At 53.2% G+C, this 13,699-nt stretch carries 12 protein-coding genes; 7 read left to right on the plus strand and 5 right to left on the minus strand.

What is annotated here, in order from left to right:
* Positions 1-67: 67 nt before the first annotated feature.
* Positions 68-2,410 (minus strand): DNA translocase FtsK, encoded by a 2,343-nt coding sequence (locus ACJJIN_RS07370; protein WP_444897513.1) that lies wholly within the window; start codon positions 2,408-2,410, stop codon positions 68-70.
* A 226-nt stretch (positions 2,411-2,636) separates the two neighbouring features.
* Complete coding sequence (locus tag ACJJIN_RS07375; protein WP_282933071.1) at positions 2,637-3,692, minus strand: methyltransferase domain-containing protein; 1,056 nt, start codon at positions 3,690-3,692, stop codon at positions 2,637-2,639.
* A gap of 410 nt (positions 3,693-4,102) precedes the next feature.
* Between ACJJIN_RS07375 and trxB the strand changes: the two genes are divergently transcribed.
* From trxB to infA, 4 genes are all read left to right on the plus strand, one after another.
* Entirely contained in the window at positions 4,103-5,050 is a 948-nt protein-coding gene (gene trxB / locus ACJJIN_RS07380) for a thioredoxin-disulfide reductase (protein WP_282933072.1), read from the plus strand.
* Between the two features lie 88 nt (positions 5,051-5,138).
* A complete protein-coding gene (gene aat / locus ACJJIN_RS07385; RefSeq protein WP_444894753.1) occupies positions 5,139-5,831 on the plus strand; it encodes a leucyl/phenylalanyl-tRNA--protein transferase in 693 nt (230 codons plus the stop codon).
* A complete protein-coding gene (locus tag ACJJIN_RS07390) occupies positions 5,824-6,543 on the plus strand; it encodes an arginyltransferase (RefSeq protein ID WP_413662222.1) in 720 nt (239 codons plus the stop codon). Before aat ends, ACJJIN_RS07390 begins: the two co-directional genes overlap by 8 nt.
* Before the next feature lie 125 nt (positions 6,544-6,668).
* Positions 6,669-6,887: a translation initiation factor IF-1 gene (infA, locus tag ACJJIN_RS07395; RefSeq protein ID WP_010130378.1), complete on the plus strand. Its 219-nt coding sequence runs from the start codon at positions 6,669-6,671 to the stop codon at positions 6,885-6,887.
* 96 nt (positions 6,888-6,983) lie between these two features.
* Here infA and clpA read toward each other — a convergent pair whose 3' ends face one another.
* Together clpA and clpS are read right to left on the minus strand one after the other, a co-directional pair.
* A complete protein-coding gene (gene clpA, locus ACJJIN_RS07400) occupies positions 6,984-9,263 on the minus strand; it encodes an ATP-dependent Clp protease ATP-binding subunit ClpA (RefSeq protein WP_413662223.1) in 2,280 nt (759 codons plus the stop codon).
* Between the two features lie 134 nt (positions 9,264-9,397).
* The gene (gene clpS, locus ACJJIN_RS07405; RefSeq protein WP_413662224.1) at positions 9,398-9,778 is read right to left on the minus strand and encodes an ATP-dependent Clp protease adapter ClpS; all 381 of its coding nucleotides are present in this window, start codon (positions 9,776-9,778) and stop codon (positions 9,398-9,400) included.
* Positions 9,779-10,043: 265 nt separating this feature from the next.
* Between clpS and cspD the strand changes: the two genes are divergently transcribed.
* Positions 10,044-10,343 (plus strand): cold shock domain-containing protein CspD, encoded by a 300-nt coding sequence (cspD, locus tag ACJJIN_RS07410; protein ID WP_444897514.1) that lies wholly within the window; start codon positions 10,044-10,046, stop codon positions 10,341-10,343.
* 104 nt (positions 10,344-10,447) lie between these two features.
* On the opposite strand, the gene icd is transcribed toward cspD, so the two are convergent.
* Positions 10,448-11,698, minus strand: coding sequence for an NADP-dependent isocitrate dehydrogenase (gene icd, locus ACJJIN_RS07415; protein ID WP_020415259.1), 1,251 nt, complete (start codon positions 11,696-11,698; stop codon positions 10,448-10,450).
* 149 nt (positions 11,699-11,847) lie between these two features.
* On the opposite strand from icd, the gene ACJJIN_RS07420 reads away from it, so the two are divergent.
* Together ACJJIN_RS07420 and mnmA are read left to right on the plus strand one after the other, a co-directional pair.
* Positions 11,848-12,450 (plus strand): pseudouridine synthase, encoded by a 603-nt coding sequence (locus ACJJIN_RS07420; protein ID WP_444897515.1) that lies wholly within the window; start codon positions 11,848-11,850, stop codon positions 12,448-12,450.
* Between the two features lie 97 nt (positions 12,451-12,547).
* Entirely contained in the window at positions 12,548-13,693 is a 1,146-nt protein-coding gene (gene mnmA, locus ACJJIN_RS07425) for a tRNA 2-thiouridine(34) synthase MnmA (protein WP_444897516.1), read from the plus strand.
* Positions 13,694-13,699: the final 6 nt, after the last annotated feature.

Raw genomic sequence — 13,699 nt, forward strand, 5'->3', positions numbered from 1 at the left:
TTAAAGATTAACCCCGACTAAGTGAACAGTGGCTTAACCCGCCACTGCTCCAAGGGCCAAACTCCTATCAGGCTGGCGGCGGTGCCAGCACCTCTCGATTGCCGTTGTGGCCCGCCGCAGATATCACCCCAGCAGCCTCCATGGCGTCAATAATTCGAGCCGCGCGATTGTAACCAATCCGCAGCTGACGCTGCACAGAGGAAATTGACGCCTTGCGGGATTTAGTGACGAAAGCTACGGCTTCGTCGTAGAGCGCATCGGCTTCAGGATCTTCATCCTCACCGCCTTCAGACTGTAATCCAGGCACGGGGATACTGTTATTACTATCGTCGACAATACCATCGATATAATCAGGCTCACCGCGACGGCCCCAATCGGCGACAACTTTATGCACTTCGTGATCGTCGACAAAAGCGCCGTGGACACGAACAGGAACACCACTTCCAGGCGGTAAGTACAACATGTCACCATGACCGAGCAGCTGCTCCGCACCGCCCTGGTCGAGGATTGTGCGGGAATCCACCTTGGACGAAACCTGAAAACCGATTCGAGTAGGTACGTTAGCTTTAATCAAGCCGGTAATAACATCCACCGACGGACGCTGGGTTGCAAGCAGTAAGTGGATCCCAGCTGCACGGGCTTTTTGTGCGATTCGCGCGATCAGCTGTTCGACCTTTTTACCGACGATCATCATCATGTCGGCAAATTCATCAATCACGACAACAATGGCAGGCAGTGCTTTCAGGGCCGGTGCGGTTTGTTCATCTTCCGGCACGCTGGAGGCGGGATCTGGCTGCCAGATAGGATCGATCAGCGGCTCCCCGGCCTCTTCCGCCTCTTTCACTTTGCGGTTAAAGCCTGCGAGGTTTCTCACCCCCATTGCTGCCATCAACTTGTAGCGGCGCTCCATTTCTCCAACACACCAACGCAAACCATTGGCGGCATCGTTCATATCGGTGATGACCGGGGTCAACAAATGCGGAATGCCCTCGTACACCGAGAGCTCCAGCATTTTTGGGTCCACCAGAATCAGGCGGACCTCATCGGGCGTGGATTTGTACAGCAGGCTCAACAACATAACGTTGATACCCACGGATTTACCCGAACCGGTGGTACCCGCTACCAGCAAGTGAGGCATCTTGGCCAGATCGGCCACCACCGGCTGACCGGAAATATCGTGACCGAGCGCCAGAGTCAGCGGCGATTTGGCATTATCGTAGACATCTGCCGACAACACTTCACTGAGGCGTACCATCTGTCGATTTTCGTTAGGGATTTCGATACCCACAACCGACTTGCCTGGGATTACCTCGACCACACGCACACTGATCACCGCCAGTGAGCGCGCCAGGTCTTTTGCCAGATTGGAAATCTTGCTCACCTTTACACCGGGAGCAGGCTGAATTTCAAAGCGGGTTACTACCGGTCCCGGCAGCACAGATACCACTTCGGCAACAACGCCGAAGTCTTTCAGCTTAAGTTCCAACAGGCGTGACAGCGCTTCCAGGGATTCCCGGGAGAAGCCGGCCTTCTTGTTTTGATCTGCTGGATCGAGAAGACCCAGCGGCGGCAGGGTTCCAGTAACCGGGCCACTCTTGAAAAGCTCTCGCTGTTTTTCCTTTGCTGCCCGAGGACTCTGCTTCGGCTTGGGGGCAGTGGGCTCAATCTTTGGGGGAATTCGTTTGGCAACTCGCTGTTTCTCTTCCTCCACAGCGGCCTTGCGCACGACGATCGCCTCTCTGGCCACCCTCCGCTCATTGCGCTTTTGGCGCCAGCGTTGATAGAAACTGCCCAGTAAGGCAAAAAAGCCGAGCACATTCTTGCCGATTGCCTCTGCCAATTTGAGCCACGACAAACCTGTAAAAACAGTGACACCGATAGCAAATATCGCCAGCAGTAAAATGGTTGCCCCTACATAGCCGAGGCTAGAACCCAGGGCAGACGCCATCGCACTGCCGATGATGCCTCCGTTGGTAAACGGCAACGGGTTTTCTGCGGGATCAAAACAAAGAGTCGCCATTGCCGCCCCGCTGACAAGAACAAGCAGCAAGCCAAATACTCTCAAAGCAAATAGCGGCAAATGGAAGCGGGCATTGCGATCGCGAAGAATGTGATAGGCCCGCAGACCAATCAGCAAGGGGAACAGGTAAGCCATCCATCCGAGCAAAGACAAACACACATCTGCCAGCCAAGCACCGGCTGGCCCAATGGCATTGTGCACTTGTTGGGTACTGCCAGTTTGCGACCAGCCCGGATCTTCTGCGCTAAAGCTTAACAGGCTAATGGCGAGCAACAGGGCACCAGCCAGCAAACTGATCAGGGCCCCCTCGCGAACGAGTCGGGCGATCAATGAGTCTGGCAATGCATTGCTCTCTGCAGGGCTTTTTTCAGTTGCGCTTTCGGCCTTCAATGGCTTACCTCAATAATGCTGTACTTTTTATGTCCACATGAACTTGGCGGTGTCTACCTGGGACCTGAATCCCCATGCCGCCTGACAAAATTCTGTATTGCTTACAGAAGAAAGCAAATCAATCAGGCTATTTTACAATCTACGCTTTCAGATTGCGCCTTACGATCCCTGACACCAAGTAGTTTTTTGTTGTTTGGCGGCAGTATCGAAAAACCTGGAGCGGTTCCTAGCCAGTATTCTCTTCTAAATTTATCGGTTTGTACGTGCGATAGATGCAATTTGGAATCATCATCGAGATATCTTGCCCTGAATCCTCCCAGCAAACCTCATCAATAATCGCCTGGGTAACTCTCTCGCGGAGGTAACTATTCAGAATTTCCAATTTGTATTGATCCCCGCCCAACTCTGTTTTTAATTTGTCTTGAGTACTATCCCGGTAATAGGTTCTGGATACCCGCTCTGCTTGCGAAAAGCCTGCATCGCTGAGCAATTGTAACAACTGGTCTTCCCGCAAAAAGAACCGATCCAAGAGCAACGATTCACGGTGTGTCAGCGCTGACAATTTTCGCTTTTGGGCACACAGTAAATCTTGGACCCCGGCAGACGCCGGCATCAAGTCCCAAACCAACAGCGGACCTCCCGGCTTCAAAACCCGATAACACTCCTGGAGAACCAGGGGCTGATCTTTATAAGGCACTTCGTGCAGGCCCATTCTGATTGCCACAGCATCAAATAATTCACTGGGATATGGCAAGTTTCTTCCATCACCTATAGTGATATCGGCAGCTAGCAATTGAATATTTGGGTCAAGGTTTTCAAGCTGCGAAGGGTGGGAATCGCACAAGCTACATTGAATAATAACCCCATGAGCTTTGGCAAACTTAAGCAGGTAGCTACTCAGGACTCCCCTGCCACACATCAAGTCGAGAACTCGACAACCATTGCTGAGGCCCAGCGCCATAGCAAACTTCTCGAGTTCTTCTGGCTCGCCCGCGCAAGTAACCGCCCCACCTCCTGTATCACCATATCCATCAGAGACAATTTCACAGCGTATTTGCAGGTTGAGCGCGGTAAATAGATCCAGCAGGTGGGGTGGGCCATGTAAGCTCGCCCGGTGATCGCCATCGGGCTCCAGATCAATGGAAAAACGCAACGAATAACTATCGTCGATAATTTCGGCTACGAAAGCCTGGGCCTCCTCACTAAGGGTCAGAAAAGTTTTAGGATGCCCCAACTGCTCTCGCTTCAGGTTTAAGGGTATGAACTTTCTTTTGTAGCGCATAACGATCCTCAACCCACTGGGGTTTGGGCACTTACTCGAAGTCACTGGCCCCTACGGCGCTCACACACTCAATACATCTAACAATTCATAATTCTAATTTGTGACACCTCATTCTCCCCCTAGCAAAGCCAGCAGCAGTTGCCTCAGATTGGAACTTTTTTACATTTTTCCAGCTCTTACGGCCAGGTTTGGCGCAAACTCCGATTTAAGCCAAACCTCTAGCAAGGTCAAAGAGAGTTGAATAGGTACGATCAATCGAACAAATTAAGGCAAACTATTTCGCCGAATGGTAAATATCGCCTATTATATCGCCCAATTTAATAGTCTCGCCTGATCAAAAAATGGACGGGCATATGGACTCCCAGCCCATTGGGTAAACTTCGCAAATTGAGAGTTTTAAAGAGTACTTCATGAGCAATAACCATCATCGACTGATCATCCTCGGCTCAGGCCCTGCCGGCTACACCGCGGCTATCTACGCTGCACGGGCAAACCTGAACCCGGTTGTTATCACGGGTATGCAACAGGGTGGGCAGCTGACCACCACCACTGAAGTCGAGAACTGGCCGGGCGGTATTCCGGAGCTTCAAGGTCCGGACCTGATGGTGCAAATGCAGCAGCACGCAGAGCGCTTCGAGACAGAAATCATCTTCGATCACATCGAATCTGTTGATCTGAAACAGCGCCCTTTCACCTTGAAAGGTAACGAAACTTACACCTGTGACTCGCTGATTATCGCCACTGGTGCCTCAGCTCAGTACCTGGGCCTACCTTCTGAGGAAGCCTTCCAGGGGCGCGGTGTCAGCGCCTGTGCGACCTGTGACGGATTCTTCTATCGCGACCAGAAAGTTGCTGTTGTCGGTGGTGGCAACACCGCCGTAGAAGAGGCCCTGTACCTCTCCAATATCGCCAGTGAAGTGACCCTGATTCACCGCCGCGACGAGCTTCGCGCAGAAAAAATCCTTCAGGACCGTCTGATGGATAAAGTGGAAAACGGCAATATCAATGTCTGCTGGCACAACACCCTGGACGAAGTGCTCGGTGACGACAACGGTGTAACTGGGCTTCGCCTACGCAACACCCAGGACGACACCACTACAGAGCTGGACGTTTCCGGTGTGTTTATTGCTATCGGTCACAAACCGAATACCGGTATCTTTGAAGGCCAGCTTGAAATGAATGGTGGTTACCTCATTGTGGAGAGCGGCCTGAACGGCAATGCCACCCAGACTTCTGTTCCCGGTGTATTTGCCGCAGGTGACGTATCCGACCATATTTACCGCCAGGCGGTAACTTCTGCGGGTACCGGCTGTATGGCCGCCCTGGACGCCGAGCGCTTCCTCGACGCCGAGAAGTAAGTCAAATCCCCGGGCAGAGCTTTTCTGCCCGGTATCCCCCTCTACCGACAGGAGTCAGATCGTGGCAGGGAACACCCAAAGCCGCCTGATGTGGCTCGACCACACCGTTGTAGACTTTCCCCCAACTGAATTCGCACTGGATGACCCCAATGGCTTGCTGGCAGCCGGAGGAGGTCTGACTCCCGAGTGGCTGGTTGAAGCCTATCAAAGAGGGGTCTTCCCCTGGTATTCAGATGACCAGCCGATCTTGTGGTGGAGCCCCTCCCCTCGCTGCGTGGTTATCCCGCAAAACTTTCGTATTGGCCGCACTTTGCGCAAAGTATTGCGCCGAGGAACCTTTTCGGTCACCTTCGACCAAGCCTTTCCCGAGGTAATTGAGGCCTGCCGTGCCCCCCGGGCAGATGAAACCGGCACATGGATCACCGATGAGATGTGCGACGCCTATATCGACATGCACCATCAGGGATTTGCCCACTCTGTGGAGGTTTGGCGCGACGGTCGACTCGTTGGCGGACTCTATGGTATTGCGCTGGGGCGAGTGTTCTTTGGGGAGTCGATGTTTCACCGGGAGACAGACGCTTCAAAAGTCGCTTTTGTCCACCTCGTTCGGCAATTAGAATTGTGGGGCTGCCCACTGATCGACTGCCAGGTGAGCAATCCTCATCTCAGCAGCCTTGGGGCGGTGGAAATGTGTCGTAAGGATTTCGAACAACTGCTGGCAGACGGCGTTAAGCAGCCGCCTTTCCCGCAGCCCTGGAAGCTTTCGTGGACTTATGGGTAAATACTCTCAGCTGGATTCAGTGCGCCTACTGGCCACCCTGCCCCACCCCTGCGGTTACCTGCCGGATCGGGAGGCAACAACGGTGTTTGTCGATCCACAAACAGAAGTGGATCAGCGTCTGTACAACCGCCTGTCAGAGCTGGGATTCCGGCGCAGTGGTGCCTACCTCTATCGCCCCCAGTGCGCGACCTGTCGCGCCTGTATACCGGCTCGCGTACCTGTGAGCCTGTTTGTCCCCGACCGCAACCAGAGACGCTGCTGGAAGCGCAACAAGGACCTGGACATATTCCATATCGAGTCCATCGATACAGATGAGCATTACGAACTCTACGCCCGCTATATCGAGCAGCGCCACGCCGATGGGGAGATGTACCCGCCCAGCCGGGAACAATACCGCAGCTTCCTGAGTCAGGCTTGGGGGTCTACTCGCTATATTGAGCTGAGAGCCCGCGGCAAGTTGGTGGCAGTGGCGGTAACAGATATCCTGACTGCCGGGTTATCGGCCATCTATACTTTCTTCGATCCCGATGAGGATAAACGGAGCCTGGGCAGTTACTGCATCCTCTATCAGATCGAATGGGCCCGGCGCTTGGGACTACCTAATCTCTACCTGGGGTACTGGATTGAGAAGTGCCACAAAATGGCCTATAAAAGCCAATTTCGCCCCATCGAAATGTTAAAAGAAAACCGCTGGAGCCTTAAATCGCTCTAGTTCAACACACTCTCCCTTTGCTCTATCTTGCCTTTTCGTGCAAAATGCTCGCCCGTCAAGCCGCGGCTAGGCCAAAGAGCCTCCGGGGTAAAGGTCTGATCAAGTTATTGTAAGGTTGCTGCCGCATGGCAAAAGACGATTATATTGAAATGGAAGGCGAGGTGATCGACACCCTGCCGAACACCACTTTCCGCGTAAAGCTGGAAAACGGACACGTGGTAATTGCGCATATCTCTGGAAAGATGCGTAAAAACTACATTCGCATTCTCACCGGCGACAAGGTGAAAGTGGAGCTGACTCCATACGACCTGAGCAAGGGCCGCATTACGTACCGCGCGCGCTAATTCGCTCAGAGGCCAAGTTCCGCAAGGCAATTTGACCTGAAATAAAAAAGCCACCTCTCGGTGGCTTTTTTATTGCTTGGCTGAAGCTAATTAACTTTAGGCGGGCACCGCCGTTTTAATCGCCAGCTCATCATCTTCAATGGTGACGCAAACACGCCCACCCTCTTCTGCCAACTCACCAAAGAGCACGGCTTCTGCCAAAGGCTTGCGCAGCTTGTCGCGAATCAGGCGGGACATAGGCCTCGCACCCATCTTCTCGTCATAACCCCGCACCGCCAGCCACTCTCGAGCCTCATCATCAACGACCAGTGTCACCTTGGAGTCATCCAACTGGGCCTGCAACTCAACAATAAACTTATCCACCACCGTCTTCACGACATCCAGAGGCAGAGAACGGAATTGAATAATATTATCGAGGCGATTGCGGAACTCCGGGGTAAACATCTTCTTGATCTCCTCCATTCCATCGGTGGAGTGATCTTGATGGGAGAACCCGATTGAACGACGGCTCATCACCTCAGCGCCCGCATTGGTAGTCATAATCAGAATAACATTGCGGAAATCCGCTTTGCGGCCGTTGTTATCAGTTAGGGTGCCGTGATCCATCACCTGCAAAAGCAGATTGAATACTTCGGGGTGCGCCTTCTCAATTTCATCGAGCAGCACAACACTGTGGGGGTGCTTGGTAACCGAGTCTGTCAGTAAACCACCCTGGTCAAAACCTACATACCCAGGGGGCGCGCCGATCAGGCGGGAAACCGTATGGCGCTCCATATACTCAGACATATCGAAACGAATCAGCTCGATACCCATCACCTTCGCCAACTGGCGGCAGAGCTCTGTCTTGCCGACTCCGGTGGGACCCGAAAACAGGAAGGAGCCGATGGGTTTCTCTTCAGAACCCAGGCCGGCGCGACTCAGCTTAATCGCCGTACCCAGGGCATCAATCGCGCTGTCCTGCCCAAACACCACCATTTTGAGATTGTCATCCAGGCGTGATAACTGCTCCTTGTCAGAAGCAGACACGCTCTTGGCAGGTATTCTCGCCATCTTGGCGATAACCATCTCAATTTCACAGACCCCAATAACCTCTTTGCGGTCCTCTTCAGGCAGCAAAGATTGGTAGGCTCCCGCCTCATCGATTACATCAATGGCCTTATCTGGGAGGAATCGCTCGGTGATGTGACGACTGGATAGCTGCGCAGCAGCATCCAAAGCCCCATCGGTAAAGCGGACCTTGTGGTGATCCTCAAAGCAGCTTCTGAGTCCCTGCAATATTTGCACGGTCTCTTCCACTGAGGGCTCACTGACATCGATCTTTTGAAAACGGCGCGACAACGCGCGATCTTTTTCAAAGATACCGCGATATTCAGTAAAAGTAGTGGAGCCTATGCAGCGCAATTGACCGCTGGAAAGTAGCGGCTTAAGCAGGTTGGAGGCGTCCATGACGCCTCCTGAAGCGGCGCCGGCCCCGATGATGGTGTGGATCTCATCAATGAATAGTACGGCGTGCTCACGCTTCTTGAGCTCCGCCAGCAGCGCCTTAAAGCGCTTCTCAAAATCACCGCGGTACTTGGTTCCCGCCAGCAGGGAGCCGAGATCCAGAGAGTAAATAGTGCTCTCTTTCAAAGGTTCGGGGATATCCTCATCGACAATACGCCGTGCCAAGCCCTCAGCAATTGCCGTCTTGCCGACACCGGACTCACCCACCAACAGTGGATTGTTCTTGCGGCGACGAGCGAGAACCTGCGTGACACGCTCCACCTCAGGTGCACGCCCCACAAGCGGATCAATACGACCAAGAATTGCCTCTTGATTGAGGTTGGTGGCATAGCTTTCCAGGGGGTCGGAACCACCGGGCTCAGCACCCCCACTAATTTCCTCATCTACCTGCTCAGGTGCAGTATCGGAACCGTGATGGTGATTATTACCACTGGAGCCAACGCGGGAAATTCCATGGGTGATGTAGTTGACGACGTCTATCCGGGCAACACTCTGCTGCTTCAAGTAGTAAACAGCCTGGCTCTCCTGCTCACAGAAAATGGCGACCAGGACGTTAGCCCCTGTAACTTCCTTTTTACCGGATGACTGGACATGGAATACGGCCCTCTGCAGGACCCTTTGGAAACCCAATGTCGGCTGGGTTTCTCGATCTGTATCGGCCTCCGGGATCAACGGTGTTGTGGAGTCCACAAACTCCAGGAGTTCACGGCGCAATGCACTTAAATCCGCCCCGCACGCATGTAGAACATCTGCTGCGGATTCGTTATCCAAGAGCGCCAGCAATAGGTGCTCAACGGTCATGAATTCATGCCGTTTCGCTCGAGCACCTTTGAACGCTAGATTAAGCGTTACCTCTAAGTCCTTGCTGAGCATCTAAACCTCAAACCCTAATCGCCAATATTTCCCGCCGACTCCGCTGGTAGGCGCGCACCCTTCGCCGGCGTTTATATCCTGGCTGATTCCCTTCAGGTGACGGGACCCTTTGTTCAAAGCAGTTTTTGTCAGAATCAATCCTCTTTGCTTTCGTCCGCTTCAATTTCACATAACAGGGGATGCTCATTCTCTTGAGCGAACTGATTGACCTGTGCGGCCTTTGTCTCCGCTATATCCCGAGTATAGACACCACACACTGCTTTTCCCCGTGTGTGAACCTGCAACATTAACTGTGTGGCGCGCTCCCGGTTTACTGAAAAAAACAACTCCAAAGTCTCAACAACAAAATCCATGGGGGTGTAGTCATCATTGAGCATAACGACTTTATACATCGGCGGCCGCTTCAGCTGCGGCGGCGCTTCCTCAAGGGCCAACCCACCATCGAAATCATCGAAGTACGGGTTGTCTCCATCGGAGTCACTGGAGCTTAGTTTAATGATTCGCGAAGTACTCATAACAATTATCAATGAATTCTATCGAGCCTGAAAATTGCACCCAATGCAACCTTCAATGACGTGACATTGTAACCTTATTTGACCTTTGACACAGCGGTCAGCGGGGAACCTTGACAATCCTCCAGCTGTTGACTACAAGAGGTAGTGACCGTTACATCAAACGTTAGTCGCAGATAGGATCGCAGCCGATTAACCAGCAGGTCAAATAAATATAAAAACTCTGTAAGGTGGCCAGGGGCCACTCAGGCAATTAGAGGGAATCGTTATGCCTACCGGTACTGTAAAGTGGTTCAACAACGCTAAGGGATATGGGTTTATTCTTGCAGATGAGGGAGGGGAGGATCTGTTCGCGCACTATTCCGCAATTCAGATGGAAGGCTACCGAACCCTGAAGGCCGGCCAGCAAGTCACCTTCGATATTATTCGAGGAGACAAGGGCTACCACGCTGCAAATATCTCTGCACTGACCTCCGAAACCACTTCACCCAACACTTCGAGCAAAAGCGAGTCTGATGCAGTGCTCACAGAGAATTCCAGGGAGAAGGAAGCGGAAGCTGTCGGCTAAGCGAGCCCAGCAAACAGACAATAAAAAAGCCCTTCACCAAGGTGAAGGGCTTTTTTCATGGGACTCGGGCCAACTTAAAGCCAGCCCGGCCTCACGGATGCAGCTTAAGCCATGTGCTTGATAACTTCGTCACCAAACGCAGAACAGGACTTCAGCTCAGCACCGTCCATCAGACGCTCGAAATCGTAGGTTACGGTTTTGGCTTCGATAGCACCTTCCATACCCTTGATTACCAGGTCAGCAGCTTCGTTCCAGCCCAGGTGACGCAGCATCATCTCAGCGGAAAGAATCAGGGAGCCCGGGTTAACCTTGTCCTGGCCAGCGTACTTAGGCGCAGTACCGTGGGTTGCTTCGAACAGGGCAACGTCGTCGGACAGGTTTGCGCCCGGAGCGATACCAATACCACCAACCTGTGCAGCCAGTGCGTCAGACAGGTAGTCGCCGTTCAGGTTCAGGGTAGCAATTACGTCGTACTCAGCCGGACGCAGCAGGATCTGCTGCAGCATAGCGTCAGCAATTACGTCCTTAACAACGATTTCCTTGCCAGTCTTCGGGTTCTTGAAGCTGTGCCAGGGGCCGCCGTCCAGCGGCTGAGCGCCAAACTCGTCGCGAGCCAGCTCGTAACCCCAATCAGCGAAGGCACCTTCGGTGAACTTCATGATGTTGCCTTTGTGTACCAGGGTTACAGAATCGCGATCCTGATCCACAGCGTACTGGATGGCCTTGCGCACGAGACGCTTGGTACCTTCTGCAGAAACCGGCTTAACACCGATACCACAGTTCTCAGGGAAACGGATCTTCTTAACACCCATCTCGTCCTGCAGGAACTTGATAACTTTCTTAGCTTCGTCAGTGTCAGCTTTCCACTCGATACCAGCGTAGATATCTTCGGAGTTTTCACGGAAGATAACCATGTCTACCTTGTTCGGCTCTTTAACCGGAGAAGGTACACCGCTGAACCAGCGCACCGGGCGCTGACATACGTACAGATCCAGCTCCTGACGCAGGGCTACGTTCAGGGAACGGAAGCCGCCGCCTACTGGAGTGGTCAGGGGGCCTTTGATGCTAACAACGTAGTCTTTGATCGCTTCCAGAGTTTCAGCCGGGAACCAGTCGCCAGCGTAAGTCTCTGCCGCTTTCTCACCGCAGTAGATTTCCATCCACTCGATTTTCTTTTCGCCGCCGAAAGCTTTTTCTACAGACGCGTCGATCACCTTGCGCATTACCGGGGTGATATCCACACCGATGCCGTCACCCTCGATGAAAGGAATAACCGGGCGATTCGGAACATTCAGCGAACCGTCGGAATTGACTGTAACTTTTTCGCCGTCTGCCGGCACTTGGATATGACCCATATTGCGTAAACTCCCAAAATTCTATGACTTTTTAGGTCCAGCGTTGCTTGCACCGCTCCCCCGGGACCTTAGGGCGGGGATGAAAAACGGCGGGATTATAGCAGCCTCGGCTAATTTTTGTAGTTGGATTACAATACTCAATTTTTCTTATGGCAAAGATTATTCTCCTCAACAAGCCTTTTGGCGTATTAAGCCAATTTACAGATGATCAGGATCGCGCCACTTTGGCTAACTTTATCCAGCACAAGGGATTCTATGCGGCGGGCCGCCTGGACTACGATTCTGAAGGATTACTACTACTGACTGATGATGGAGCGCTACAACATCAAATCAGTCACCCCAAGCGGAAAATACCCAAAACCTATTGGGCCCAGGTGGAGGGTGAAATTACTGATGATGCCCTTTATATGCTCAGGCAAGGGGTCGACCTGAAGGATGGCCGAACCGCACCTGCCAAGGCCAAGCGCCTGCCTGATATGGAGCCCTGGCCCCGCACGCCGCCAATTCGCGAACGCAAATCGATCCCAACCAGCTGGCTGGAGCTGACTATCTCTGAGGGGCGGAATCGCCAGGTAAGACGGATGACTGCGGCGGTAGGCTTCCCTACCCTGCGGCTAATCCGGGTGGCGATAGGCAGCTGGAAGCTCGACTCATTAAAGCCTGGCGAGTATCGAACGGAGGAGGTTTTTAGTGCTCCCAAGCCCCGAACAAAGCCGGCAAACAACCGCAATCGACCGCGCCGAAAGCGATAATCTATAACGGAAGATCAAAGCGGTCTTGGTCAAATGGGGCGTTCGCAGGTAAAATTCGCCCCCCTTTCATACCAGTGAAGTAGTGACTGTCCTTCTTATGCCTGATTCCACCCACAACAAACAGCCAAAGCGCGTCATCGTCGGTATGTCCGGCGGTGTGGATTCCTCTGTAGCCGCACACCTGCTGATCCAGCAGGGCTATCAAGTGGAAGGCCTGTTTATGAAAAACTGGGATGAAGACGACGGCACAGAATACTGTACCGCCAAGGCAGACCTGGCTGATGCCCAGGCAGTTTGTGAGAAATTGGGCATCAAGTTGCACACCGCCAACTTTGCTGCGGAGTACTGGGATCACGTATTTGAGTACTTCCTGGCAGAGTATAAAGCCGGGCGCACTCCCAACCCGGACATCCTGTGTAACCGGGAAATAAAATTTAAGGTCTTTCTTGAGTACGCCGAAGTGCTGGGTGCCGATGCAATAGCCACCGGGCACTATACCCGTCGCCGCGATATCGATGGCCGCACCTATTTATTGAAGGGCCTCGACGGTAACAAAGACCAGAGCTACTTCCTGCATGCGGTGGGAGAAGCCGAATTTGCCCGCTCACTCTTTCCTCTAGGAGAGCTGGAGAAGCCCGAGGTTCGCCGTATCGCTGAAGAAAACGGCTTTATCACCCACAACAAGAAAGACAGCACCGGCATCTGCTTTATCGGCGAGCGCCGCTTCAAGGATTTCCTCGAGCAGTACCTGCCCGCCCAGCCCGGCGATATGGAAACCCCAGAGGGTGAAGTCATGGGGCGCCACGCGGGCCTGATGTACCACACCATTGGCCAGCGCCAGGGGCTCGGTATTGGCGGCGTCAAAGGTGCAGGCGAACAGCCCTGGTATGTTGTCGGAAAAAACCTGGAGCGCAATGTCTTGATTGTGACCCAGGGTGCACACCACCCCCTGCTTTATGCAACGGGGCTGGAAGCAACACAGACCCACTGGATTAATGGCGCAGCACCGGGCAAAACTTTCCGCTGCCAGGCCAAGACCCGCTATCGCCAACCAGATCAGGATTGCACCGTGCACCTGCAGGACAATGGCGATTTGGTTGTAGAGTTCAACGAGCCACAACGCGCAATCACACCGGGACAATCTCTGGTACTGTACGATGGAGAAACCTGTCTCGGTGGTGCGGTGATCGAGAAAGCCACGGGAGTTGGCGCCGCAGTACCGGAAAAATACAAGAAAGATTAAGGAGTA

Source organism: Microbulbifer maximicatervae (SeqCode), from assembly GCF_052467505.1.